Source organism: Haladaptatus sp. CMSO5 (assembly GCF_036689885.1).
In the GTDB taxonomy this organism is placed as follows: domain Archaea; phylum Halobacteriota; class Halobacteria; order Halobacteriales; family Halococcaceae; genus QDMS2.
In genome coordinates this window covers 1971885-1997682 of record NZ_JBAHVW010000001.1, presented here as the reverse complement: position 1 = coordinate 1997682, position 25798 = coordinate 1971885, and the positions used below count along the sequence as shown (strand labels likewise).

The window sequence follows — 25798 nt, the reverse complement described above, 5'->3', positions numbered from 1 at the left end:
CCAGACTCTCACCCAAATTCCACACAAATGTCGCGAAACGTACCGAATTAATACACAAAAAGGTTTGAACTACCATAAAATTATGATATTGTTGGGAGGGGGGGGTTTCCGCTCGCGCCATTCGACCCGTGTTGGCGACGGTTTCCCCCAATCTCGCGTCATGAAGCCCGTTTTCGCACGCCCTCGCGTGAAAGGCCCTAGTTTTAGGCCTGCCTAAAAATCGAAGCGTTTACTATGTTTAGGCCAGCCTAAACATTCGTATGCAACTCAATTGGAAAAAAGGTGTAATTGTGCTAACACGCGGTCGCGGAGTGGGAGCATGACCTACGCAGACCGTTCGAATTCCGCGTTGTTGGGCCAGCAACAACGGCGCGAGTCGAACGCCCGGTCGTATCCGCGCTCGCTCAAATTCGCCATCAAGCGGGCGCGGGGAGCCGTCATCGAAGACATGGACGGCAACGAGTACTTAGACTGTCTCGCCGGGGCAGGGACGCTCGCACTCGGCCACAACCATCCCGTCGTAACCGAGGCAATCGAAGCCCATCTCGCCCGCGACAGCCCGATGCACACCCTCGACGTGACCACGCCCGCGAAAGAGCGGTTCGCAGACAGCCTCTACGACAGTCTTCCCTCGGAGTTTGCCTCACGCGCCAAAGTCCAGTTCTGTAGCCCGGCCGGAACCGACGCCATCGAAGCGTCGATGAAACTCGTCAAAACAGCAACCGGTAACGAGGGAATGCTCTCGTTCCAAGGTGGCTACCACGGGATGAGTCAGGGCGCGCTTTCACTGACCGGCGACCGGGGCGCAAAAGACGATGTCGGCGGCCTGCTGCCGTACGTTCACCACCTCCCATTCCCCGCGAACTACCGCCCGCCGTTTGGCCTCGGCGGTGAAACCGAGTGGCGCGCAAATGCCGACTACCTCGAAAACCTGCTCGCAGACCCGAAATCCGGACTCACAGAACCCGCCGGAATGTTCCTCGAAGTCGTCCAAGGCGAGGCCGGGTCGCGGCCCGCGCCCCACGAATGGGTGCGCGAAGTCAGGCGACTCACCCGCGAACACAACATCCCGCTCATCGTAGACGAAATTCAGACCGGCCTCGGCCGGACGGGGTCGATGTTCGCCTTCGAGGCCGCAGACATCACCCCCGACGTGGTGACGCTCTCGAAGGCAATCGGCGGCGGCCTTCCCATCGCCGTCGTCTGCTACGACGAATCGCTTGACCAGTGGGAACCCGGTGCGCACGCCGGAACCTTCCGCGGGAATCAACTCGCCATGGCCGCTGGGAGCGCGACCATCGACTACATCCTCGACAACGACCTCGACGACCACGCCGCTCGCATGGGCTCACGCCTCCACGACGCACTCAGCGACCTACTCCGCTACGACTGCGTCGGTGACGTTCGTGGTCGCGGCCTGATGCTCGGCGTTGAGTTCGTCGAACCCGACGAGTCAGGTGGACCACACCCGCCAGACGGCGACCTCGCCGCCGCCGTCCAGCAGGCGTGTCTCGACCGCGGGCTCGTCATCGAAACCGGTGGCATCAACTCCGCGACCGCGCGTTTCCTCCCACCACTCATCGTCACCCGCGGGCAGGTAGACGAAATCGCCGCCCGGTTCACCGAAGCCGTCCACGCGGTCATCGAAGAACAGGAGGCCGCCGCATGAACCGCGACCCAGAGACGTTGTTCAGTCACGACGCCTACGGCGACGCCCTCCGCGCCGCAATCGACGCGCTCCCCGAGTTCGACGGGCCGTACACGGGCGCGTCCTACGACGAACTCGAAACGCAAATTTCGAACACCGACCCGCTTCCCGAGTCAGGCTCCGGTCTCGCAACCGCGTGCACCGAAGCCGAGCAGGTACTCGCAGATTCTGTTGACGTGACCGATACGGCGTGCATCGCGCACCTCCAGTGTCCGCCGGTGGCTCCGGCAATCGCCGCAGAAGCACTCATCGCCGCGACCAACCAGTCGCTCGATTCGTTTGACCAAGCGCCCGCGGCGACCGCGCTCGAACAACGCATGGTCGAGCGGCTCTGTTCGGTGTTCGGCTTCGCCGAGGGCGATGGCGTGTTCACGAGCGGTGGCACGGAATCAAACCTCCAAGGGCTGCTTCTCGCTCGCGACGTGGCGCTCGAAGCTCGCGGTATCGACCCGCGCCGAGACGGCCTCACGGGAGCCGAAGACTTTCGCATCCTGTGTTCTGAAGCCGCCCACTTCACCGCCACACAGGCCGCTCGCATCCTCGGCCTCGGCGAATCAGCCGTGGTCGAAGTGCCGACCGACGAAGACGACCGCATAGCGCTCAACGCGCTTGACGAACTCCTCGACAGCTTCGAGACAACAGACGAAACGCCAATCGCGCTCGTCGCCACGGCGGGCACGACTGACTTCGGCGCAATCGACCCGCTCGCTGCACTCGCAGACCGGACAGTAGAACACGACCTCTGGTTCCACATCGACGCGGCCTACGGCGGCGCACTCGCCTTCTCCGAGCGACACAAGCACAAGCTCGATGGAATCGACCGCGCCGACTCGATTTCCGTCGATTTCCACAAACTACTCTATCAGCCCCTCGGCTGTGGCGCGTTCCTCGTCAAGGAATCCGGGTCCTTCGAGACCCTCGCCCGCGACGTGGCCTATCTCGACCCCGAGGGCGACGGCCCGCCGAACCTCGTCGCAAAGTCGCTGCGGACGAGTCGCCGGTTCGACGCGCTCAAACCGTACCTGACGTTCCGCGCGCTCGGCAGCGACACCATCGCGTCGTTCGCAGAACACACCATTGCGCTGGCGGCGGAGGCGGGCGACATCGTCCGGACAACCCCCGACCTCGAACTCGCCACAGAACCACAGCTCACAACCGTTGTGTTCCGCCACACCGGCGCTGCGAACCCCGACGAACTGAACGAAACCATCCGTGAGCGGCTCTTCGACGACGGCACGGCCGTCCTCGCGCGAACCGAAGTTGACGGCGACGTGTATCTCAAGTTCACCCTCCTCAACCCGAAAATCACCCGGCGCAACCTCGAAACGCTGTTCCAGCACGTCTGTGAGGCCGCCGCGACTCCGGAGGTGGTCGCGTGAGCGCCAACCTCGAACCGCCGGTCGTCCGCGACCCCGGCGCGATTGCAGACCACGCCTCGATGCAGGCGTTCCTCAACTGCTACCTCCGCGAGACGGGTGCAGGCGTCGTCAAAGACGCAGACACCGTTCCCGTCGAAACCGACGCAGCCCGCGTCGTCCGCGTCTCGCTCGACCAGCAGGGACTCACGCTCTACGCGCCGTTCGCGTACGAATCGGAGACGGGCCGCCACTGCTTTGCAGGGTTCTTCTACGAGGGCGCAACGGACGTTCTGCCACTTGACGCACACACGCTTGTCGCGCTTTGCGTGAAAGAACTCTCGCTGTCCCGCGACGGCGACCCCGGCGAACTTGCCCACCGCGCGACGCTCTCGCGGCGGGCTATTGAGCGATTCGTCCGCGAACGCGACGACGACGTGACGAGTCCGGCGGCGACGTTCAGCGAGGCCGAGCAGTCGCTGCTGTTTGGCCACCTCATGCACCCGACGCCAAAATCGCGGCAAGGAATGGGCGACAACCCGGCATTTGCGCCGGAGTTGCGCGGGTCGTTCCAACTCCATTACGCACGGGTCGCACCCGAACTGGTCGAGGACTTCTCGGCCCTCTCTCACTCCGCGAGCGAGTGGGTGAAAGCCGACCTCGCGGCAACCGGCCACGAATCCCTTGTGGACACGGACGACGTGTTCGTGCCGCTTCATCCGCGACAGGCAGCCCACCTCAAACGCCAACCCGCCGTCGAGGAAACGGTGACAGACGGAGCTATCGAATTTCTCGGCCCGCTCGGCCGCGAGTTCTACCCAACGACCTCAGTCCGGACGCTCTACGCGCCGGATGCGCCGTTCATGGTGAAAACTTCGCTGCCGGTTCGCATCACGAACTCGCTGCGGACGAACACCCGCGAGGAGCTTCCGCGTGGCGTTGCCGTCGCCGACCTGTTAGACACGGAGGTTGGCGACGACCTGAGGCAGACGTTCCCCGATTTCGATGTCATCAGAGACCCTGCCTCACTCACGGTCACGCTCGGTGAGGGTGAATCCGGCTTCGAGACGGTGTTGCGAGCGAACCCGTTTCCCGGCGACCCAGAACGAGTAACGCCGCTCGTCGCGCTCTGTCAGGACGCACCCACGGGAGCCACAGATTCCCGGTTAGGGAGGCTCATCCGCGAGATTGCAGAGCGTGAGGGGCGTTCTACGGACGCCGTCTCACAGGAGTGGTTCTGTGAGTACCTCATCCGGTCTGTGCGTCCGGCGCTCTGGCTCTATCTCGAACAGGGACTCGGCGTCGAAGCCCACCAGCAGAACTCGGTGCTCGCGCTTGATGACGCCGGGTATCCGGACACGTTCTACTACCGCGACAATCAGGGCTACTACCTGCCTGAATCAAAGCAAGCAGCCGTCGAGTCGGTGCTTCCGAACGCCGCAGACCGACTCGGAACCTGTTGCCCGGACGAGGTGGCGGACGAGCGCCTTCGCTACTACCTCATCCTCAACAACGCCTTTGGCCTCGTGAACGCCTTTGGCTGTGCGGGACTCTGCGACGAGCGCGACCTGCTCTCGATTCTCCGCGAGGAACTGGAACACTGTCGGGCGTTCGACCACGACGACTCCTCGCTGCTGACTGACCTGCTCGAAGCGCCGACGCTGCCGTGTAAAGCGAACCTCCTCACTCGGTTCCACGACATGGACGAACTCGTCGGGTCGCTCGAAAATCAGTCGGTGTACACCGACATCGACAATCCGTTGGTGGAACAATGACGGGACCAACAGGCGTCGTCGCCGCACCTTACGACTTCCGGCGACACGACGCGTCGATTTCGCGCACTATCGGCTTTCGGCAGGTCGAAAAAGGCGACATAGAACGCCTCCACGCGTGGCTCAACTACGACCACGTCCTGCCGTACTGGCAACTCAACGACCCGCTGCCAGCGTTCCAGAAGCACCTCGAAGAAAAGCTGACAGAAGCCCACATGACCCCCTACATCGGCTGTCTCGACGGCGTGCCGATGAGCTACTGGGAGTCCTACTGGGCCGCAGACGACGACCTCGCGGACTACTGTGAGCCGGCCCCGACAGACCAAGGCATCCACCTGCTGATTGGCCCGCCCGAGTACCTCGGAAACGGCTACGCGATTCCACTGCTCAGAGCCATGACCGCGTTTCAGTTCACCCACCCAGAGACGAATCGCATCCTGACCGAACCTGACGTGCGAAACGACGCCGTGATTCACGTCTTTGAGCGCGTTGGTTTCTCTGCCATCCGCGAAATCGAGATGGACGAGAAAAATGCCCTCCTGATGGAGTGTACCCGCGACTCGTTCATCGACGCATCGGGGGTGGGCAGATGAGCGACGCTGACGAGCATGTTTACGACGTGCTCGGCGTCGGCCTCGGGCCGTTCAACCTCGGGCTGGCGGCGCTCGTTGAGTCCGCTGATGAGGACTTAGACGTGGTGTTCATCGAACAGAAACAGGAGTTCGAGTGGCACGGCGGCATGCTCATCGAGGGGACGACCCTCGAAGTGCCGTTTCTCGCAGACCTCGTCACGCTCGCGGACCCGACGAGTCGCTACTCGTTCTTGAACTACCTGCGCGAACGCGACCGCCTCTACGAGTTCTACTTCTTCGAGACGTTCCAAATTCCCCGCCGGGAGTACAACGCCTACTGCCAGTGGGTGTCGCGCGAGCTCTCGAACACACAGTTCTCGCAGGCTGTCACGAGCGTCCGCGAGGAGGGCGACCACTTCCGCGTGCGAACAATCGACCCCGAAACCGGCGATGTGGAACACTATCTCACGGAAAACGTCGTCGTCGGTATCGGGTCCCGCCCGCACGTGCCCGAACCGTTGCAGGTCAACTCACCAGACGTGTTCCACACGGCTGGCTACCTCGACAACCGCGAGCGGTGTCTCAACGCAGAGAGCGTTGCGGTGGTCGGAAGCGGCCAGAGCGCCGCCGAGGTGTTCTTAGACCTGCTCGAACACCGTCCCGACACCGGCCAGCGCCTCGACTGGTTCACTCGCTCACAGGGCTTCTTCCCGATGGAGTATTCGAAACTCGGCCTCCAGTTTTTCACCCCCGAGTACTCGCGGTACTTCCACGATTTACCACCAGAAGTCAGAGACGAGACGCGGGCGAACCAAGACCTGCTGTACAAAGGAATCGACGAGAACACGAGCGCCGACATCTACGACGAATTATATCGGCAGTCGATTCGCACAGAACCGGACGTTGGTCTGCTCGCGAACACGGAAATCCGTGAACTCGCGGAAGCCGAAGATAGATTTGTCCTCGACTGCCACCAGCACGAACAGGACGTGTCGTTCGCGTACGAAGCCGACGTGGTCGTCCTCGGGACGGGCTACACCCGCCCGGAACCGGTGTTTCTCGCGCCGCTCGAACCCTCTCTCGCCCGCGACGAAAAGGGGCGCTTCCGCGTCTCGAAAGACTACCAGCTCGACTTCGACGGCGAGGGCAGCCTGTTCGTCCAGAACATGGACCTCCACAGCCACGGCATCGGCGCGCCAGACCTCGGCCTCGGCGCGTACCGCAACTCGATTATCGTGAACCGGCTCGCCGGCCGGGAAGTGTATCCAGAGGACACGAACACCGTCTTCCAGTCGTTCGACGCCGCATCGTTCGCAAACCGCACGCAGACTCCCTCACCACAATGACTACGACACCACCAGCAACCGTCTCGCTCGAAGACCGCGCGTTCACCGAGGAGGCGTGGGAACAGACCGGCAAAGAACTCCTCGCAAAGATGCTCGCGGAGTTCACCTACGAAGCCCTTATCGACCCCGAGAAAACTGATACGGGCTATCGCCTCCCACTCGGAGAGGTGACCTACGAGTTCGCCGGGCAGGATAGACTCTGTGACAGCCTGCTCGTAGACACAGATTCCATCGTCCGCATCGAGAACGGCGACACCGCGCCAGCGACCGACCCCGTCCGCTTCCTGCGCGACGCCCAAGAGACAATTGGCGTTGATGACCTCACCGCGGGCCACCTCATCCGCGAGTACAAGCGCACGCAACTGGCCGACGCGCACATCTACGCCCGCGATACTGGGCTTGGAGCCGCGTCCGTGACCGACCTCTCGTATGCCGAAATCGAAGGCGAGATGGCGGGCCATCCGTGGATTACCTACAACAAGGGGCGCGTTGGTTGGGGGTACGACGAGTACCGCAAATTCGCCCCGGAACTCGGCGCGAACACGCAGTTCTACTGGGTGGCGCTGTCGCGCGACCACGCCACCTTCTCGGGCGTCACGGGACTCGACCACGATGGATTTGTGCAAACCGAACTCGGCGACCAGTACGACGAGTTCTGTGATATCCTCAGAGACAAGAACCTCGACCCGGCGGACTACCTGTTCATCCCGGTCCACGAGTACCAGTGGAATTCGAGCATCACCCAACTGTACCCCGGCGCGATTGCCCGCGACGAAATCGTCCTGCTCGGAACGGGTGAGGACCGCTACCGGCCGATGCAGTCGGTGCGGACGTTCGTGAACGTCGATGACGAGCAGAAACACAACGTCAAGGTCCCGATGCGGATTCTCAACACGCTCGTCTGGCGCGGCCTCCCCGGCGAACGGACGGAAGTCGCCCCGCTCGTCACCGAGTACGTCACGCGCATCCGCGACGACGACCCGTTCCTCCGCGACGAGTGTGGGTTGCTCTTGCCGGGTGAAGTGGCAAGCGTCAACTTCGACCACCCCGACTTCACCGCCATCGAGGGCGCACCGTACCAGTACGACGAACTGCTCGGCGTCGTCTGGCGCGAGAGCATTGATGACCTCGTGCGCGATGGAGAACAGCCGATTACCCTCGCCGCCCTGCTCCACGTCTCTGATGGCGAGCCGTTCGTCTCACAGCTCATCGATGAATCCGGTCTCTCGGTCGAAGCGTGGCTGGACGAACTGTTCTCGGCCATGCTTCCACCGTTGCTCCACTACCTCTATCGCTACGGGACGGTGTTTTCGCCCCACGGGCAGAATACGATTCTCGTCGTCGAAGACGGCGTGCCGACGCGCATCGCGGTCAAAGACTTCGTGGACGACGTGAACGTGAGCGACCAGCCGTTCCCCGAACTGGAGTCGCTCCCCGAGGAGGTCAAAGCAATTCTCCGGTCTGAGCCACCGGAAGGGCTGACGCAGTTCATCTTCACCGGCCTCTTCGTCTGCGTGCTTCGCTACCTCTCGAACGTGCTCACCGAGCAACACGACTATCCAGAACAGCGCTTTTGGATGCAGGTTCGTGAGACGGTGCTCGACTACCAAGCGCAGTTTCCCGAACTGCAAAACCGCTTCGAGCTGTTCGACCTCCTGCGGCCGACGCTCACGAAGCTCTGTCTGAATCGCAATCGCATCCTCCAAGACGGCTACGCGGATGACGGCGGCCGCCCGCACGCCGCAGAACACGGCGAAGTGGTGAATCCGCTCTGGGAAGTCGTCCAAGAGCGATAATCGATTAGGCGGCCGGAATCGGCTCACGCTTGCGTTTTTCTTCAGTTCGTTCCGGCTTCGCGTGGATGACGACTTTCGCGTCGGTACCGTTTCGCTCCGCCGGGTGCACCGAAATCGGCTCTGGAATCAGTTTTTCGAGTTCCTCGATAGAATCGATGGTGATGACCCAGATATTTCGGTACACGGTTGTCACGAGATGCGAGCGACACGACATAGTCGCGCCGGGCACGAGTGGTTCGTCACCGGCAACCGGTGAGCGCGTCGCGTCGTCTCGTTCGAGTTCTACGTACATGGCTGGCTTCGCTGGTGGCGCGTGCGCCACCTGAATAAGGAAGATAGGCGCGCGGAGGGCTTAGACTTCTCTCTCCGTGTTGGTGAGCGAGTGAAGCGTCGTCTCGAGGATGCGCGGGTCGGGGAAGTCCTCGCAGTACTGATAGCGGTAGGCCAGTTGAATGATGCCAGCTTCGTCGACGATGAACTCCCCGGGCAGTTGCCACGAATTGTCCACGAACGGGCGACCCTCGCGTCTCCGTTCTGCAACGAGTGTGTCTGTGGCCGCCGGGTCGCGGTTGCGAACCTGTTCGTCTAAGCCGTAGAGAATTTGCGATGGGAGGCCTTCGAGCAGGCCATATTCGCTGTACGCGCGCATCGAGGTATCACAGAGAATCGGACAGACGATGTCGTGGTCACGGGCGTAGGCGGCGGCTCGCTCGGGGTCGCCTTGCCCCACGATGACGACAGTTCCGCCCGCCTCATCATAACTCGCCAGTTCGTCTTTCAGGCGGGCGGCGCGAGCCATGCTACACCGACAGCCAAAGTGCCGGAAAAAGAGGATAAGTGCGGGACCACCGGTCCAAAACTCGCTCAGCGTGCGCTCGTTTCCCTGGTGGTCAGAGAGGGTGAAATCGGGGGCCAGGTCGCCAATCTGAACCGGAAGGATGGTCCATCTGGTTCGGGTTGGCCCCTGGTCGAAGCTGGCTCGCCACTCGTGTTCTGCGTCGTCTACGATTCGTTGATACTCACTGTTCATTTGCCTCACTGTCGGGGTTCAACGGACTCTAGAACGCGCGCTGAGCGGAAAATGATGCCTCTACTGGCTGAAAACTGAGACTGTTCAGAACTACTGGTAGCTGCTTAGTCGCTTGGCTCTGGTTCCGGCTTCCGTCCTCGATTCCACACGTTCGTCACGGACTCGCCTGCTGGCGGTGTGTGGTCAACATCTTTCATTGTCGGTCGTCGGCTTCGTTTTGACATGGTGTTACTCAGTAACATAGGTCCGTTACTTAACCATTTCGTTGGTGTGGTAATAACACTTATTAGCATATGTATGACCTTATATATGGTGAAATCGAGGGTTTCGAGTTGTCTCGCTGCAGAATTGTCGATGTGGAGGCGAGAGTGCGTGGACGAGTTGCCGCACTTTGGCGTGAAAATCAGACAATCTCAGTAGTGGCCTAAAACGCCCCTCTCGCGCGCTTTCTTGCTAATGTACTGGAAAATCGCGTAGCCAAGCACGACGTAGCCCACGGCGTTGGCGGTGAGCAACAGCAGGTCGCCGGTCGGCAGGTCCCACAGGCGCACGCCTCCGGCCATCGCCGCGCCGAGCAGGTCGCCACCAAGCGCGAGCGGCAGGAATTTCAAGAACGGGTAGGTGTCGACAGGGGCTGCGAGCAGGCCAATGAATGTGAACTGGATGATGGCAAACAGATTCTCGATGCGCTTGTACAAGAGCGCGAGTCCGCCGGTGACGAAGCCAACCCCCACAGCAGACGCGAGTGTGAGGATGAGTAGTGGGACGATGGTCACGAGATCGAGGGCGAGCGTTTTCCCGGTCGTGAGCAACATGAGCGCGAGCATCGCGCCGCCCCACAGGAAGCTGATGAGGACGTTCACGCAGACTTTGACGGTCGTTACCCGTCCGAAGCCAAACGGCGACATGTAGAGCTGTTCGAGCGTTCCCCACTGCGCCTCGCGGATGATGTCCCACGACACAGAGGAGTAGGCACCGACCGCAATCGTGAACACGAAAAAGCCGACGATGATGCCTTCGAGCGAGTCGGTAAACGCCGTCCCGATGAACGCCTGCCCGCCGAAGAAGATGAGCGCGAAAAATAGGTAGATGGTGACGAGTTCGCTCACCGTGTTGAACGCATACCGAGTCAAGAGAATAATCGATTTTAGGAAGATACCGCGAAAGAGCACGAGCGTTGGCCTCATTGCATGCCCCCGTTTTCGGTGACGGTGAGGAACACGTCTTCTAAATCCGGCTCGATTGCCGTGACCGAGTCGAGGCGTACCCCTCCTTCCCGGAGCGTGTCCATCAGGTCGTAAAATCGGTCGCCGTCTCTGAGCACCACGTCGAACTCGATGTGACCGTCACGCACTGCCCAGTCGGTCACTTCGAACTCGTGGAGATGGGTTCTGAGCGCGGCTTCGTCGTGGGACACTGCGATGCGGTAGGTCTGTGAGCGAAACAGGGCAATCAGGTCGTCGATGCGCTCGTCTGCGACGACGCGCCCCTCGTTCATGATGATGACGCGGTCGCACACGTCTTGGACCACGTCCATGTCGTGACTGGAGATGAGGATGGTCTTTCCGTCGTGTTCGGCCAAGCGCCTGAGTTCGCGCCGCAAGTCGAGTGAGGTTTCGACATCGAGGCCGAGCGTCGGTTCGTCGAGAAACAGCACGTCCGTGTCCCGCGCAATCGCACAGGCGAGGGCCGTCTTCTGTTTCATCCCCCGCGAGAGGTTCGTGACCGGGTCGTCCACCTTGTTCGTGAGGCCGAGCCAGTCGAACACCTCGTCGTGGTCCTCCCGGACGGTTTTCGGGTGAATCCCCTGTAAACTGGTGAAAAATTCGACGTTCTGTCGTGGCGAGAGTCGCCAGTAGATGTTGCGCGAGCCTTCGAGGACGGCGCTCACGTTTCGGTACACCCCCCGTGGGTTGGTTTGTACGTCAACGCCACCCACCTGAATGTTCCCGGCAGTCGGCGTCAAGAGGCCAAGGATGGCTTTGATGGTGGTCGTTTTGCCCGCGCCGTTCGGCCCGAGCAGCCCGACAACACTCCCGTGTTCGACAGAAAACGATACGTCATCGACGGCCGTGACGGGTGGGTTTCCGCGCCGTCCGAACACCTTCGAGAGTCCTGACACGGTAACTGCAGGCCCCTCGTCGTGTGTCGCCATTTCCTGTAGGTAGTCTCGGCGCAGATGTAATTGTTCCGAGGAGTGGGTCAGCCGTTGATGTCCTTTCGCTCGAACAGCTCTGCGGCGAGTATCACGAGACCGATGGTGACTGCGAGGAGAATCGCCGTGCCGAGCCAGTCGATTTCCCCGAGCGAGAGCACGTCTGCAGGATCGAGATATCGGGCAAACGAGAACTGCCCCGCCCACTCGTAATCTGTCCCGCGGGTGAGCGAGTCGAGGAAGTAGGTCGCAAACAGCAGGCCAATGCCGACGCCCTGTGCCCGGCGCACGTCGTCGAATATCACGGAGGCAACGAGACCGAGACCCGAACACGCCGCGAGGTAGATGACGAACAGTGCGTGGAGTGCAACGAGGTCTACGAGCGGGAGCGACTCTCCCACGAACTGGACGCCGAAGTAAACGGTAACGAGCGCGATTCCGTTTACCGCGATGTTCACCGGGAGGAGCGCGAGGAACTTTTCGACGATGAATCTGGTCCGCGAGATGGGATTGACGAGCAGCAAGTCGATAGAGCGGTGTTCGATTTCCGCGGAGACGAGCGACGCGGAAGCGTAGGCGAAGTAGATGCCGAGGATGAGCAACCACACGAGCACGTACAACTGCGAGACGAGATAGCCGTCGATGGTCGTAAGCGAGGTAACGCTGCCGACGAAGCTTTGGCGGAGTTCCGGCGAGAGGGTGTCTAAGTACGCGTCTAAATCGACGCCTGTGTCGGAAATCGAGGGGTACAGCCCAATCGTGAGCGCGATGAGCGCGAGGATGAGAATCGTCAGCGCCGCGGCGCTCCGGGTTCGTCGCCGTGCTTCGAAACGTGCAATCTCAAGCATCCACATCACCGTCGTAAAAGTGCATGAACACGTCCTCGATGGAGGTTTCGCGGATGTCCACATCTTGGACGGTGTACGCTGCGAGTGCGTCGATGAGCCCATCGAAATTTTCGGTGACGATGAGTCGCAGGTAGCCGTCGTCGTCTCTCTCGGTGCGGGCGATGCCGGGCATCTTGAACGTCTCCGGGGCAACGTCCTCTGCGAGCGAGACGCGGACGACCTTCCCACTTTTTTCGAGCAGCGTGTCGATGTCTTCGAGCGCGACGAGTTTGCCGTCGCGGATGATGGCCACGCGCTCACAGATTTTGCGCACCTCGCTCAGGATGTGCGTCGAAAAGAACGTCGTGACGCCCTGGTCCTGTTCTGCCAGCAGAAAGTCGTAGAACGTCTCTTGGACGAGTGGGTCGAGGCCGGACGTTGGCTCGTCCATGATGACAAGTCGCGGGTTGTGCATGAACGCCTGGACGATGGCGAGTTTTTGGCGATTCCCCCGCGAGTAGGCTTTCACCTTGCGGTCTTCGGGCACGGGAAACAGTTCGAGCAGTTCTTCGCGGCGCTCGTCGCCACGGAGTCGGGCGAAGTAATCTAGCATTTTCTCGCCGGTCGTGTTTCGATAAAAGTGGAAGTCGCCGGGGATGTGGCCGATTTCCTGTTTGACCTCCGTGAGCGCGGTCGTGTCGGTCACGTCGCAGCCAAGGAGACGCGCCTCCCCGCCCGTCGGGTGCAAGAGGCCAAGGAGCGTCCTGATGGTCGTGCTCTTTCCGGCCCCGTTCGGCCCGAGAAAGCCGAATATCGCCCCTTCTTCTACGGAGAAGGTCAAATCCTCGATGCCCCGGACCTCGCCGTAGAACTTGGTGAGCCCATCGGTTTCGATAAGCGCAGTCACATATGACGGTAAGCTATCCGAACATATAGCATCGCTGGGGAGTTCTCACGACGCGACGATTCGAGCTGAGAATAGTAAAAGCAGTTATCTATATTCTTAACTTACATGTAGATATGGACGTTTTGCGGGTTATCGGTGTTTTTTGCTTGCTCCTTGCCTGTAGTGTTGGCCCCGTTGAGGGGCTCCAAGAGGATACGAGCGTCGCTGGCCGCCCTGATTTTACGGCGTTTATCCCGGAAAACACCCTCGCGCCGGGAATGACCGGAACCGTGTCGCTGTACCTCGTCAACAACGGGAAGGTGCAGATAACTGGTGACGACGAGTTCGAACAGCTAGTACAGACGGCACGCCAGACCACGGTGTCTGTCTCCGCGCCGGAGGACAGCCCTATCACCGTGAAAACTGCAACCACACCGGTCGGCATGCTTCCTGAGGGCGTCGCGGGGCCGTATCCGATTCGACTCACCGTGGCTGAGGATGCCGCGCCGGGAACCTACCGCCTCGCGGTTGATGTGGAATACGAGTACACTTCGAAGGTTATCACCCGTGCAGACGGGTCACATCGGTTCGTAGAGCGCAGCCGTACGCAGGAACTCATGGTGACTGTGGTCATCGAAAACCAGTCACGCTTCACCGTTCTCGACGTTGAATCAGATGTCGCGGTCGGTGAAACGGGCATGGTCACGCTCACCCTCAGAAACGACGGCACTGCCACCGCGAGAGACGCCACCCTGCTCGTGAAGTCTTCGGACAGCGAACTCAACTTCGGAAGCGGTGCACAGAGTGCAGAAAGCTTCATCGGGACGTGGCAACCGGGGGAGACAAAGCGGGTGACCACCCGCGTCGGCATCACTTCCGATGCGCTCGTGCGTGACTACGCCGCAGAAGTGGAAGTGGCATACAAAGATAAAGACGGGCTGAGCAGGCTCTCCAGCCCGCTTTCGATTGGGATTCGCCCGCAGACGGGCCAGCAGTTCACCATCGACAACGTGTCGAGCACGCTCAGCGTCGGCGACCTTGGGACGGTTACGGGGACGGTGACGAACACCGGCCTGACGACGGCAAACGACGTGGTGGTCGTCCTCCAACCCGTCTCGCCGCCGTTTATCGCCCACTCCCTTGCGGTGCCGGTCGGTTCGCTCGAACCCGGCGAAAGCACCCAGTTCGAGTTCCCGATTACGGTGACGGGGAACGCCACGACTGGGATGAGACGACTTTCGGCGACGGTCGAATATGAGTTGCTTACGGGGAGACAAACCTCCGACCCGTTCTCGCTTTCGGTCGCGGTGGCCGAGAAACAAGACCGCTTCAACATCGAACCCGTGAACGCGACGTTCGAAGTCGATTCAGACGGTATCCTCGTGGTCCGCCTCACGAACGACGGAGCGGAGACTGTCACGAACGTCAACGTCAGACTGCTCGCAGAAGAACCCGTTTCGAGTGCCGACGCTTCGACGTTCGTCTCCCGGCTCGACGCCGGTGAATCGACCACCATGTCGTTCGACCTCGAAGTGTCAGACGATGCGATTCCGAAAACCAAGGCGGTGACGCTCGCTATCGACTACGAACAAGCAGACGGCACGATGCGCACCGAAACCCAGCAGGTTCCGGTAGAAGTTGTCGAAGGTGCTCCACAGCAGATTCCGATAGAGGCGATTGGCCTCGCGGTAGTCGTCGTCGCGGCGGCAGCCGTGTGGTGGTATCGCCGTCGCTAGTCGGTAGTTTTCTAAAAACGCGAAAATCGAGGTTCTTTAGTCGTCGTCAGCCGGGGTTTCGCCGCCGGTCATGGGGCCGTCAGAGCGGGGCGTGATGCCACCGCGTGCGGCACTCATCCAGCTTGCGATGTTCTGAGCGACGTAGTCTTTGCCACCCCAGCCAACCGCGATACCAACACCGAGGGCGAGCGCGATTGCCACCCCGCCGGCGAAGGCGGTTGCGAGGATGTAGAGCAGTTCTACGTCGACGCCCATCGTGTCGAGTCCGATGACGACGACGGTGAAGTAGAGGAACAGGCGAACGCCCGTCGCAAACCAGCTCGTGTACATCGTCTCGGTCGCCGCGCGGGTGCGCTGGATGGCGTCGCCGATGAAGTCAGCGACGACGAAGCCGAGGACGATGATGAGCAAGCCGGCGATCAGCGACGGCAGGTAGGACACGGCCTCTGAAATCCACAGCGACAGGAGTGGAATGGCGAGTGCCTCTGCGGCCGCGAGAACGGCGAGCGCGAACACGAATGCGTAGGCGAGTAGCCCAAACGAATGGGAGACTGCTTTTTCTGTCCCACCAAGAATGTCACCGAGCGGCGTGGCGAGGACGACGCGGTCGAGTTCGATGCGGTCTGAGACGTACTCGACTAACCGCATTGCCCCTCGGGCGACGAGCCACCCGATGAGCAAGATGAGAATTGCGCCGACCAAGTTCGGCACGAACGCAATCATCTCGTTTAGCATGTTTGTCAGCGTATCCCCGATGGTTCCCACTTGAAGGATGAACAAGTCACTCACAGTTTTACACCAACGAGTATAATGTTTCTATCACCGCATATTTGTTTCGTAAGTTAGGAACAGCTTACCGGACTACAGCATAGCGATTATTGGTCACGTTTTTGATTTGCTTCTCCAAAATTGTAAAGATAAATAAATAAGTCTCCACCCCGCGAGTGTCACGCAATCTACTGTCAATCAAAGCATACTGTCGGTATTTTTGATGGATGATCGACGGACGACCCTACAGGGGTTGAAAAACGGAATTCTACAAAGAGAAGAATGGCCGAACGGCATGGATTTGGGGCCAAAAAATAACGTTCCATACATTTCTATCGAGTAGTCGCCCAATAACGAAAGTAAACGATAGATACACTTAATAGTCAGTCCAACCATCAGTTCAAAGTTGTAAGGGGGAAGTTAACATGAAACAATGTTCAAACTGTGGGGGATTCGTTACGCCAGACTTTGTCAGAGTGTTCGGGACCAACAATGATGAAGTGTTTGCGTGCTTGAACTGTACGACGATTACCGACTTAGAGAAGTACGCGGGGACGACGTACGGCCACACCGAACACGCGAGCAGCGTCCGGTGGAAAGACGTCGGCCTGTAATCGAGACACCTTTTGAAACTGGCTCAAGCGGCTCGCCCGTCGGTCTGGGTGAACCGCTGAGTCAACCACCAATTCCACAGAGCGTCTGCGACGGCCCGTGAGTCGAGCGCGTGGGTCAGAGCGTCTGCGCTCGCTTCAGGAACCTTAACACGCCTCCACTGAGTACTGTTCGTATGGCCAATCGAGATGGTGCCCGGCTGCCGGGGGTTCCCGACGAAGACGGCCCTGCGCGCATCATCTTGCACGTCGATATGGACTGTTTTTATGCCGCCTGTGAGCGCCTGCGCGAGCCCGAGCTGGTCGGCAAGCCCGTCATCGTCGGCATGGGCTACGAACCCGGCGAGACGATTGGCGCGGTGGCGACGGCGAGCTACGAGGCGCGCGCGTTCGGCATCGAGAGCGCCCAAGCCATCTCGAAAGCCCTCGACACGCTCCCGCGCATCGAAGCCGTAGCCGACGGCGAGGCAGGCGGCTACTACCGGTCTGTCGACCTCGACTTCTACAAGTCCGTGAGCGCGGAGGTCAAAGCCATCCTCCGCGACTGCGCGGACACCCTCCGGGAGGTGAGCATCGACGAAGCCTATCTCGACGTGACCGAGCGCACCGCGTGGGACAAAACCGCAGATGGGAGCCGGACGCTCGCAGAAGGATACGCCCGCTACATCAAACAGCGCATCGAACGCGAGGTGGGCGTGACCGCGAGCATCGGCGTCGCGCCGAACATGAGCGCGGCGAAGGTCGCAAGCGATTTCGACAAACCCGACGGGCTGACCGTGGTTGAGCCGGGAACCGTCCGCGAGTTTTTCGCGCCACTCTCCATCGAGGCCGTCCACGGAATCGGCCCGGTCACGGCCCGTTCGCTGCGCGACCTCGGTATCGAAACTGCGGGCGACCTCGCCGCCGCAGACCGCGACGACCTCGTAGACCAGTTTGGCGAACGCGGCCGCGAACTCTACGAGCGAGCAAACGGCAGGGACACGCGGGTCGTAGAGCCGGTTGGCAAGCCAAAGAGTTTCTCACGGGAATCGGCCTTTCCCCCGACGGCAGACGGAAGCGAGCACCAAACCACAGTTTCGCGGCTTGCGGAAGCAGTCGCCGCGCGCGCAGACCGCGAAGGCGCGCTCTACCAGACCATTGGCATCAAGGTGGTGACCCCGCCGTTCGACGTCCACACGCGTGCCCGGTCGCTGCCCGGCCCCGTTCAAGACCCGGCCCTCGTCGAGTCGGTGGCGCTCTCGTTGCTCACCGAGTTCGAGGGCGAAACGGCCCGCAAACTCGGCGTTCGCGTCTCCAAACTCTCGTTCGCCGCAGAAGACCAGGCCAGCCTCGATAGCTGGAGCGGGGCGACGACAAGCGAACCACGAGAAAAATCGAGCCAGCCCGTGAGTGATCAATCTCGGGAAGGCCAACAGTCGCTGACCGATTTCTAACTCACCACGGCGCGAACGCCGGGTTGCCAAGCCGCTTTACCTCTGAAATTCCGTCTATGTGCGCGATGTCCTCGTCGTCCAACGCCAAAAACTGACTCTCCCAATTGGCTCGGATGTGGGCGCGACTCGTCGCTTTCGGGATGGGAACCACGCCTTTGTCGAGGAGCCACGCGAGCGTGACCTGTTCGGGCGTCGTCTCGTGTTTTTCTGCCACCTCGCACACCTCGCGCACGTCGCCTACGTTGCCCTGCATGAGTGGCGAGTAGGCGACGAGCGCGATATCGTGGCGCTCTGCGTAGGCGCGCAACTCGTCTTGTTGGAGCAAGGGGTGCATCTCGACTTGGTTCGCTTTGATGGGGGCGTCACACTGTTCGCGTGCTTCGGTGAGCAGTTCCGGGGTGAAGTTGCTCACGCCGATATTGTCGATGAGACCGTCCCGTTTGAGGTCGCTGAAGGCTGCGAGCGTGGCTTCCGGGTCGTAGCTTTCGGCTGGCCAGTGGACGTACAGCATGTCGAGTGAGTCGACGCCCAACCGGTCGAGGCTCCCGCGCGCCGTCCGAACCACGTCGTCGTAGGCGAGGTCATCGAACCACACTTTCGACGCGAGGAAGACCGCTTCCCGCGAAACGGGAGACGTCCTGATTCCCTCGCCAACCGCTGCCTCGTTCTCGTAGTACTGGGCGGTGTCGATGTGGCGAAACCCGATATCGAGGGCGTTTCTGACGCTTGCCACGCACGAACCGAAGTTGGTGTTTTTGTACGTTCCAAGTCCGAGCGCGGGGATTCCGTTGACTGGCGAACGGTTCACAGCGTCATCCATGCACGCAACAATATATCCGAACAAAATAATGTTTGTGGAACTGAGAGTGGTGATTTATCTGCGCGCACACGAACTCTCGGCATGAACAAGCTCGCGGGTGCAGGAGACGGGCGCTGGGAACTCGCTCCGCACGCGTACATCATCGTCTACGAGTCACCGGCCGGTGACGAACTGCTCACCATTTACGACTGTGGCGCAGCGCAGAAACCACCGTCTGCGCAGTTAATCGGGCACCTCGTTCGGGTGGACGCAGACTGCGACGTGAGCCAGACCCAAACGGGCTACATCGTCAGAATGTTGGAGCCCGCGACGCTCGAAGACCAAGGGAACAGTCACTTCGTTATCCGCGCCTGAATTTTCGCAGGAACCGACAGCCAACAGTATATAGGGCAGGCCTGCGACCAGTGTGATACGCGCACATGGCAGACGTAGAAACTATCACAGTCGCGGACGTGAGCGAGGGTCCGGGGGGCGAGGGCACCGTTGGGGAGGAAGTCTCTCTGCCCGTCGTCGAGGTGCTCACCGGTCGTGGCTTCATCACGGGTAAATCGGGGTCGGGAAAATCGAACACGGCGAGCGTCGTCGCAGAGAAACTCCTCTCGAATAACTTTCCCATTCTCATCGTCGATACCGACGGCGAGTACTACGGGCTAAAGGAGAAATTCGAGTTGCTCCACGTCGGCGCAGACGAGGAGTGTGACATCATGGTCGGCCCGGAGCACGCAGAGAAAATCGCGTCGCTCGCCCTCGAAGGCAACGTCCCCATCATTCTTGACGTGTCTGGCTATCTCGATGAGGACGAAGCCAAAGACCTCCTGACCGCGGTCACGAAACAACTGTTCGCCAAGGAAAAGAAGCTGAAAAAGCCCTTCTTGATGCTCGTAGAGGAAGTCCACGAGTATCTCCCCGAAGGCCCCGGCCTCGACGAGTGTGGGCGCATGCTCATCAAAATCGGAAAACGCGGGCGGAAACACGGCCTCGGTATCACCGGCATCAGCCAGCGCCCGGCCGACGTGAAAAAGGACTTCATCACCCAGTGTGACTGGCTCGTCTGGCATCGCCTGACGTGGGGCAACGACACCAAAGTCGTCCAGCGCGTCATCGGCACGGAGTACGCGAACGCCATCGAGAACATGGGCGACGGCGAGGCGTTCTTGATGACCGACTGGGCAGAGAGCATTCGTCGCGTCCAGTTCCAGCGAAAGACGACGTTCGACGCGGGCGCAACCCCCGGCTTGGACGACTTCGAGCGTCCCGACCTCAAATCGGTGAGCGACTCGCTCGTCTCCGAGTTGAAGCAGATTACCGACAAACGCGCCCAACACGACGACGAGGTCGAACGCCTCACGGCCCAACTGGAGAAAAAGGACGAACACATCTCGCAACTTGAAGCCGAACTCGCAGACGCCCGCGACATGAGCCGCATGGCAGACCAGTTCGCCCAGGCGATGCTCGACACCACCCAACCCTCGCGGATGCGCGAGGCAGAACAGTCCGGGCTCGATAGCTACGAGCGCGACGCGCCGGAGCCGGAACCTGAGCCAGAACCGGAACCCGAAACCCCGCCCTCCGGACCCGACTTCGACGAACTCCAGATTGGTGGGAATCGCCCGCTCGTCAAACAGCTCTGTCGCTCGATAGCCGGCCTCGACACTATCGAACGCGGCATGCTCGCCTACTACTGCGAGCACGGCCCGGCAGAGCCGATGGACGCCTACGTCGCCGCGGGTGGAGATGCAGACCGAACGATTGCGTACAACTGCAACGCGACGCTCAAAGAGGTGGGCGTCGTCACCCACCTCGGGCGAGGTCACTACGACTACAGCGTTCCGCAGTTCATCGAAGCCGCCCACGACGGCCGGCTCAGCGACGCAGAGTTCGAAGAAATTATTGACGTCATCGAATCGCAGTTCCTCCCTGACCTCCAGCGCGCTTAAAGCCCGGAGACGAGGTCTTTGAGGGCGGCGCGCGGGTCGTCTGCTTTTGCCACGCCACTTGCGAGGAGGACGCCCTCCGCGCCGAGTTTTTGCGAGGCAACGACGTCTTCGCCCGTCGAGATGCCCGCGCCACAGAGGACGGAGACCGACTCGTCAACCGCAGCCGCGGCTTCGACTGCACCTGTCACGATGTCGGGGTCGGCTTTGCTCACGGGCGTTCCCGTCCCGATGAGTTCCGGTGGTTCGACGGCCACGGAATCGGGGCCGAGGGCGGCCGCGGCACCGACCTGTGCGGGGTTGTTCGCACAGACGATGGTTTCTAACCCAGCGCGCTCTGCGGCACGGACGCTCGCGTCGATGTCCGCAAGTTTGAGGCGTTTTTCTGAGTGGTTGATGAGCGTCCCTTGCGCACCAGCGTCTGCGACAGCTTCTGCGAGCGTGCTGCCGGTGGCGCTGCCGTATTCGACGGGACTCACGTGCTGTGCCCACGTCTCGACGCCGGTTTCTGCGACCGCAGAGAGGTGTGCGGCCTGCGGTGCGACGGCGATACGGGCGTCTGTGTCTGTGGCAACGGCTGCTGCGGCCTCTGCGACGGCGACCGGGTCACAGGGGTAGGCTTTCAGGTTTACGAGAACGAACATACCGGGAGGCGATTCCCCGGCGACAAATAGATTGCGAGACGAAGTAGTCGCGTTACTTGTCTTTGCGTTTTACCACGTCACCGAGCGTGGTGGTCGTGGAGGCGCTTCCTTCCCACTCTGAGTCCGTATCGGCGCTCTCAGAGAGGCTGATGTTGAGCGCGCGTTCGAGTTTCTTCTGGACGGAGTCGTTTGGCAGGATGTCGCCGCGTTCGAGTTTGCGGATGAGACTCGCCTTCTCGTTGAGACTCTTTGCGAGTTCTTCTTGACTCAATCCTTTCTCCTCGCGCGCCTCGCGGATGCGGTCGTCGTAGTCGGTTGCGACCTCGTCCATGTCGTCGAACATATCCCGACGACGGCGCGTCGAGGAGCCGCTCGACGAGCTCGACGTGCTGCTGCTCGAAGACGACTTCCCAGAGGAGCTGCTGGTCGAGTACTTGGTGGACGAACTGGAAGAAGATTTTTGCGTCCGAACCTCCGTCCCGAACTGCGAACAGCTGTCGCAAAGCTGGAGTTCAGCTCCCTCGACCTTGACGGTCTTGAGCGAACCAGACTCGGCTCCGCACATCTCACATTGAGCCATAGCCCCACTTAGCAAGGGGCGTGTATAAATGGCACGCCGGATGGCCGCCCGCAGGCGGTTTAGGCAAGCGCTCGCATCGAGTAATAAAAGCGTTGGAGTGCCGTCACGTGGCCGATGACCGCGAAGAACACAAGGAGTGCGACGACCAGCGACACGCCACCAACCTGCTGGACGAACGTCGCCACGAGGGTCGTGAGACCGATGAGCGCGAGGCGGTCTGCCCGCCCGACGAGGCCGCCGTACACGCGGTCTAAGCCGACTGCTTGGGCTTGCGTTCCGAGATACGAGGTCATGAGCACGCCCGTGATGGCGGCAAAGCCAATGGCGTATTCGCCAATCCCTGCCATCAACCCGGCAATCACGACGATGTCTGCGTAGCGGTCGAGGACGTGGTCGAGAAGATCACCGGAGCGTGAGGCCACGTTCAACTCGCGGGCGAGCGCCCCGTCGACGAGATCGAGCCAGCCGTTCAAGAAGACAAGTATCGCGCCAACGAGATAGTAGCTGGGCGTCTGCCCGGCGAGGTAGTAGACGCCACCGGCGGCGACCGCAAGCACGAACGCCACGACGCTCACGCTGTCGGGGGTGAGATTGAGTCGGGCGGCGAGGGTGACGAAGGGGGCGAGCAGCCGGTCTGCGACGGGTCTGAATTTGTCGAGCATTATAGATAGTCGATGAAGGACACTTCGCCCGCAGACGGTGCGCGGTCACCAACGATGGCGGCTTCGATGGCCGCGGCAACCGCCTCGGGGGTTCGGTCAGTCGTATCGATTTCGTAGACGGCTTCGAGACCGTGTTCGTTGACGGCTTCCGAGAGGATTACGTCGAGCGCCTCGCTCTCTGCGTTTTCGCGCGCTTTTTGGGCGGTTTCGCCGCGCTCAAGCAGGCGCTGTTCGAGCTGGTCTGGGTGACAGCGAAGCACGATGACTTTGTCCGCCGTCAGGTGATGAGCGAGGTGGGAATCGACGAGCGCGTCGTCCCGGTCTCCGAGCCACTCGCGGACGGCATCCAAGTCGGCGACGAGGCTGTCGCGCTCCTCGTCAACTTCGCTATAGAGGCCGTCTTCGTCTCGAATCACGTCGTTCAGGTGAATCACGTCGAGGTCGGTATCGATGAGGGTTGTGGCCGTCGTCTTGCCCGTTCCGGGCGTGCCGGTGACGACGACTCTCACGCGGTGAGCACCTCGTTCAACACGGACACCGCGCGCTTCGTCGTCTCCTCAGTGCCACAGGTGATGCGGATGCACTCGGGCAGCCCAAAGCTCGAACAGTCGCGGACGATGATGCCTTCGCGCTGGGCGGCTTTCGTGACCGCAGAGCCGTCACCGACGTCCGCGAGGACGAAGTTTCCGGCGCTCTCCCACGTCTTTGCGTCGAGATTTTCGGAGATGTACTCGCGCGCCCACGCGGCGGTTTCGACGGATTTCTCGACGTGCTCGTCGTCAGAGAGCGCGGCGAGTCCGGCCCGACAGGCCAGTTCGCTCGCGGCGAAGGGCGTGTTCACCCGGGCGTAGGCGTCGGCCCACACTTCGGGGACAACGGCGTAGCCGAGTCGAAGCCCTGCGATTCCGTAGGCCTTCGAGAACGTGCGGAGAACGGCGATATCGTCGCGGTCAGAGAGCAGTGAGATTGCGCTGTCCATCTCCGCGAACTCGCCGTAAGCCTCATCGACGACGACGAGGGTTTCCTCGGCTGTTTCCTGGGCCACTGTCACCACCTCATCGAGTGCCATGACCGAGCCGGTTGGGTTGTGTGGGCTCGTGAGGAAGATGATGCGCTCGCCGTCGTAGTGGTCGAGCACGCCCGCTGCGGTTTGGGCGAAGTCGTCTGCTTTTCTGAGTGGGTACTCGTTCACCTCGCCGTGGTGGTAGCGGGCGCTCATCGCGTAGTAGGCGAAGCCGGGTTTCGTGACGAGCACTTCGTCGCCGGGTTCGAGCATAGCCCGACAGAGGTAGTCGAGTGCGCCGTCGCCGCCGTTTGCGAGCCAGATTTGTTCGCCGGTGACGCTCCACTTTGTTGCGAGGGCGTCAGTCAGGTCCGCGGCCGACGTTTTCGGGTAGGTATGGATGGTCGGCGCGGCGGCTTCGACGGCCGCTGCGGCCTTCGGACTCGGCCCGTGTGGGTTCTCGTTAGAAGAGAGTTTTACCAGATTCGCTGGGTCGAGGCCCAATTCGCGTGCGACCTCCTCGATGCCACGCCCCGCGCGGTAGGCGGTGTGCGAGGAGAGGTCCCGTGGTTGCATACCTGTCTGCTATCGGCGTGCGCCCTTAAACGCACCCACCTTGGGTGAACGGTGTCACGATGTAAGCCCATCCTTCCCCTTCCCGGTAAAATGAGCTTTCACAAAGATTGTTTGTTGATAACAATATCCCCAACCCACATCTTTCCCTCCGGGGAAACCCATTATGACAGAAATGCAAACATCACGGCGTACATTACTCAAGCGCGGTGCGCTCATCGCAGGGGCGGCGGCAATTGGTATTCCGGGAACCGTTTCCGCAGCAGGCTGTGGGACGGTTGTGTGTGCTCGCTCGCCAGGCTACTGGAAGAACCACCCCGAAGCCTGGCCAGTCGAGACGGTCAAGATTGGTGGCCTCGAGATGGACAAAGAGTACTGGATCGAAAATCTCCTGAAACAACCCGTCCAAGGCGATAAAAACCGTATCCTTGCGAAATCGCTGCTCGCGGCGAAGCTCAACCAGTACGCGGGTGCAGAAGACTCGTGTATCCGGTATCGCGGCACGGCGGACAAGTGTATCGGCGGCGGCCGCTGCTACTTCGGCGTGACCGGCGTGGCAGACAAGTGGCTCATCACCTCCGGATTCCCAGAATTCGCAAACGGCTACACGCCACAGACCACCTGGACGCTCCCCGTGATGCTCCACAACGAGTGCACTGGCGAGCGCGACACCGTTAAGGTGAACGCCGAATGTCTGTACGACATCTTAGACGCCTACAACAACGGCATGCTCTGTGCGTGCAAGGCCGACTAAGCTCACGTTTTCTTTTCTGTACCTACGGTTCACGACAGGCTAACCACTGTTCTACGAGCGATGGCCCTCTCGGCGCACGATTCGATTCAGTTCCTAAGCTGAACGTTCACACTGAAATGGCCTCCATACCGACTGGTAGTTCAACCAAAACTGAGGTAACAGACATGTAACAAAGTCAATTGATAGAGATTTTCCGTACGAGTGAAAACTCATGACTGACATACGTACTTCACGACGAACACTCCTCAAACGCGGTGCGCTCATCGCGGGGGCGGCGTCGCTCGGCATTCCCGGCACAGCCGCGGCCCGAGGTGACAGAGACCGACGGAAAGTCTGTGCGCGGTCGCCGGGCTATTGGAAGAACCATCCCGAAGCGTGGCCGGTTGACGTGCTGCAAATCGCCAACAAACGCGCACCAAAGGAGTTCTGGATTCACTACCTCCTGAAACAACCCGTCCGCGGTGACAAAAACCGCATCCTCGCAAAGGCGCTCGTCGCGGCGAAGCTCAACCAGTACGCGGGTGCAGAAGACTCGTGTATCCGGTATCGCGGCACGGCGGACAAGTGTATCGGCGGCGGTCGCTGTTACTACGGTGTACCGGGCGTAGCCGTGCGGTGGCTCTACGCCGCTGGCTTCGCTGACTTCGGGACGGCGAAGTACACACCCATGCGAACTTGGGACACCTACATCACGCTCCCTAACGAGTGCACCAACGAATGGGACAAGCTCATGGTGAACGGCGAGTGCCTCTACAAAGTCTTAGACGCCTACAACAACGGTGAGATGTGCGCCTGTGATTCGGACGAGAGCGACTACGATTGGTCGCGCTAAC

26 protein-coding genes are annotated in these 25798 nt (G+C 60.8%); 13 read left to right on the top strand and 13 right to left on the bottom strand.

Annotated features, from left to right (window positions below):
• The first annotated feature begins 319 nt into the window (after nt 1-319).
• From V5N12_RS10475 to V5N12_RS10450, 6 genes are read left to right on the top strand one after another with little or no spacing between them, the layout of a single operon-like run.
• Nucleotides 320-1669 (top strand): diaminobutyrate--2-oxoglutarate transaminase, encoded by a 1350-nt coding sequence (locus V5N12_RS10475; RefSeq protein WP_332899114.1) that lies wholly within the window; start codon nt 320-322, stop codon nt 1667-1669.
• On the top strand, nt 1666-3087 hold the full coding sequence (locus V5N12_RS10470) for a pyridoxal phosphate-dependent decarboxylase family protein (RefSeq protein ID WP_332899113.1): 1422 nt from the start codon (nt 1666-1668) through the stop codon (nt 3085-3087). The genes V5N12_RS10475 and V5N12_RS10470 overlap by 4 nt, the downstream gene beginning before the upstream one ends.
• Before the next feature lie 59 nt (nt 3088-3146).
• Complete coding sequence (locus tag V5N12_RS10465; RefSeq protein WP_442904974.1) at nt 3147-4838, top strand: IucA/IucC family protein; 1692 nt, start codon at nt 3147-3149, stop codon at nt 4836-4838.
• The gene (locus V5N12_RS10460; protein ID WP_332899111.1) at nt 4835-5428 is read left to right on the top strand and encodes a GNAT family N-acetyltransferase; all 594 of its coding nucleotides are present in this window, start codon (nt 4835-4837) and stop codon (nt 5426-5428) included. The genes V5N12_RS10465 and V5N12_RS10460 overlap by 4 nt, the downstream gene beginning before the upstream one ends.
• The gene (locus V5N12_RS10455) at nt 5425-6753 is read left to right on the top strand and encodes a lysine N(6)-hydroxylase/L-ornithine N(5)-oxygenase family protein (RefSeq protein WP_332899110.1); all 1329 of its coding nucleotides are present in this window, start codon (nt 5425-5427) and stop codon (nt 6751-6753) included. Before V5N12_RS10460 ends, V5N12_RS10455 begins: the two co-directional genes overlap by 4 nt.
• Nucleotides 6750-8549 carry an IucA/IucC family protein gene (locus V5N12_RS10450; RefSeq protein ID WP_332899109.1) on the top strand — a complete coding sequence of 600 codons (1800 nt, stop codon included), beginning with the start codon at nt 6750-6752 and terminating at the stop codon, nt 8547-8549. Before V5N12_RS10455 ends, V5N12_RS10450 begins: the two co-directional genes overlap by 4 nt.
• Nucleotides 8550-8553: 4 nt before the next feature.
• Here the strand turns inward: V5N12_RS10450 and V5N12_RS10445 are convergent, their stop codons facing one another.
• The 6 genes from V5N12_RS10445 to V5N12_RS10420 form a co-directional block, all read right to left on the bottom strand.
• Nucleotides 8554-8841, bottom strand: coding sequence for a hypothetical protein (locus V5N12_RS10445; protein WP_332899108.1), 288 nt, complete (start codon nt 8839-8841; stop codon nt 8554-8556).
• 60 nt (nt 8842-8901) lie between these two features.
• Nucleotides 8902-9579, bottom strand: coding sequence for a peroxiredoxin-like family protein (locus V5N12_RS10440; protein WP_332899107.1), 678 nt, complete (start codon nt 9577-9579; stop codon nt 8902-8904).
• Between the two features lie 413 nt (nt 9580-9992).
• A complete protein-coding gene (locus tag V5N12_RS10435) occupies nt 9993-10766 on the bottom strand; it encodes an ABC transporter permease (RefSeq protein ID WP_332899106.1) in 774 nt (257 codons plus the stop codon).
• Nucleotides 10763-11734: an ABC transporter ATP-binding protein gene (locus V5N12_RS10430; protein ID WP_332899105.1), complete on the bottom strand. Its 972-nt coding sequence runs from the start codon at nt 11732-11734 to the stop codon at nt 10763-10765. Before V5N12_RS10430 ends, V5N12_RS10435 begins: the two co-directional genes overlap by 4 nt.
• Nucleotides 11735-11781: 47 nt before the next feature.
• The gene (locus tag V5N12_RS10425; RefSeq protein WP_332899104.1) at nt 11782-12582 is read right to left on the bottom strand and encodes an ABC transporter permease subunit; all 801 of its coding nucleotides are present in this window, start codon (nt 12580-12582) and stop codon (nt 11782-11784) included.
• On the bottom strand, nt 12575-13468 hold the full coding sequence (locus V5N12_RS10420; RefSeq protein ID WP_332899103.1) for an ABC transporter ATP-binding protein: 894 nt from the start codon (nt 13466-13468) through the stop codon (nt 12575-12577). Before V5N12_RS10420 ends, V5N12_RS10425 begins: the two co-directional genes overlap by 8 nt.
• A 113-nt stretch (nt 13469-13581) precedes the next feature.
• On the opposite strand from V5N12_RS10420, the gene V5N12_RS10415 reads away from it, so the two are divergent.
• The gene (locus V5N12_RS10415) at nt 13582-15183 is read left to right on the top strand and encodes a COG1361 S-layer family protein (protein WP_332899102.1); all 1602 of its coding nucleotides are present in this window, start codon (nt 13582-13584) and stop codon (nt 15181-15183) included.
• 36 nt (nt 15184-15219) lie between these two features.
• On the opposite strand, the gene V5N12_RS10410 is transcribed toward V5N12_RS10415, so the two are convergent.
• Nucleotides 15220-15918, bottom strand: coding sequence for a mechanosensitive ion channel family protein (locus V5N12_RS10410; RefSeq protein WP_442904973.1), 699 nt, complete (start codon nt 15916-15918; stop codon nt 15220-15222).
• Between the two features lie 458 nt (nt 15919-16376).
• On the opposite strand from V5N12_RS10410, the gene V5N12_RS10405 reads away from it, so the two are divergent.
• Both V5N12_RS10405 and dinB read left to right on the top strand, forming a co-directional pair.
• The gene (locus tag V5N12_RS10405) at nt 16377-16565 is read left to right on the top strand and encodes a DUF7563 family protein (protein ID WP_332899100.1); all 189 of its coding nucleotides are present in this window, start codon (nt 16377-16379) and stop codon (nt 16563-16565) included.
• Nucleotides 16566-16738: 173 nt separating this feature from the next.
• Complete coding sequence (gene dinB / locus V5N12_RS10400) at nt 16739-17995, top strand: DNA polymerase IV (RefSeq protein ID WP_332899099.1); 1257 nt, start codon at nt 16739-16741, stop codon at nt 17993-17995.
• A gap of 1 nt (nt 17996) precedes the next feature.
• On the opposite strand, the gene V5N12_RS10395 is transcribed toward dinB, so the two are convergent.
• Nucleotides 17997-18815, bottom strand: a complete 819-nt coding sequence (locus V5N12_RS10395) for an aldo/keto reductase (protein WP_332899098.1) — start codon at nt 18813-18815, stop codon at nt 17997-17999.
• Nucleotides 18816-18896: 81 nt separating this feature from the next.
• Here V5N12_RS10395 and V5N12_RS10390 point away from each other — a divergent pair, with 81 nt between their 5' ends.
• Together V5N12_RS10390 and V5N12_RS10385 are read left to right on the top strand one after the other, a co-directional pair.
• On the top strand, nt 18897-19169 hold the full coding sequence (locus V5N12_RS10390) for a hypothetical protein (protein ID WP_332899097.1): 273 nt from the start codon (nt 18897-18899) through the stop codon (nt 19167-19169).
• Nucleotides 19170-19234: 65 nt separating this feature from the next.
• Nucleotides 19235-20752 carry an ATP-binding protein gene (locus tag V5N12_RS10385; protein ID WP_332899096.1) on the top strand — a complete coding sequence of 506 codons (1518 nt, stop codon included), beginning with the start codon at nt 19235-19237 and terminating at the stop codon, nt 20750-20752.
• On the opposite strand, the gene tpiA is transcribed toward V5N12_RS10385, so the two are convergent.
• The 5 genes from tpiA to hisC are packed head-to-tail and all read right to left on the bottom strand — an operon-like array spanning nt 20749 to nt 24214.
• Nucleotides 20749-21393, bottom strand: coding sequence for a triose-phosphate isomerase (gene tpiA, locus V5N12_RS10380; RefSeq protein ID WP_332899095.1), 645 nt, complete (start codon nt 21391-21393; stop codon nt 20749-20751). The two genes, V5N12_RS10385 and tpiA, sit on opposite strands and share 4 nt — an antisense overlap.
• Before the next feature lie 52 nt (nt 21394-21445).
• Entirely contained in the window at nt 21446-21973 is a 528-nt protein-coding gene (locus tag V5N12_RS10375; protein WP_332899094.1) for a multiprotein bridging factor aMBF1, read from the bottom strand.
• Nucleotides 21974-22032: 59 nt separating this feature from the next.
• Nucleotides 22033-22638, bottom strand: a complete 606-nt coding sequence (locus tag V5N12_RS10370) for a CDP-alcohol phosphatidyltransferase family protein (protein ID WP_332900091.1) — start codon at nt 22636-22638, stop codon at nt 22033-22035.
• Nucleotides 22635-23144, bottom strand: a complete 510-nt coding sequence (locus V5N12_RS10365; RefSeq protein WP_332899093.1) for an adenylate kinase family protein — start codon at nt 23142-23144, stop codon at nt 22635-22637. The genes V5N12_RS10370 and V5N12_RS10365 overlap by 4 nt, the downstream gene beginning before the upstream one ends.
• Nucleotides 23141-24214, bottom strand: coding sequence for a histidinol-phosphate transaminase (hisC, locus tag V5N12_RS10360; RefSeq protein WP_332899092.1), 1074 nt, complete (start codon nt 24212-24214; stop codon nt 23141-23143). Before hisC ends, V5N12_RS10365 begins: the two co-directional genes overlap by 4 nt.
• Before the next feature lie 163 nt (nt 24215-24377).
• On the opposite strand from hisC, the gene V5N12_RS10355 reads away from it, so the two are divergent.
• Both V5N12_RS10355 and V5N12_RS10350 read left to right on the top strand, forming a co-directional pair.
• Nucleotides 24378-24965, top strand: coding sequence for a hypothetical protein (locus V5N12_RS10355; protein ID WP_332899091.1), 588 nt, complete (start codon nt 24378-24380; stop codon nt 24963-24965).
• Nucleotides 24966-25176: 211 nt separating this feature from the next.
• Nucleotides 25177-25797, top strand: coding sequence for a hypothetical protein (locus V5N12_RS10350; RefSeq protein ID WP_332899090.1), 621 nt, complete (start codon nt 25177-25179; stop codon nt 25795-25797).
• The last annotated feature ends 1 nt before the right edge of the window (nt 25798 follow it).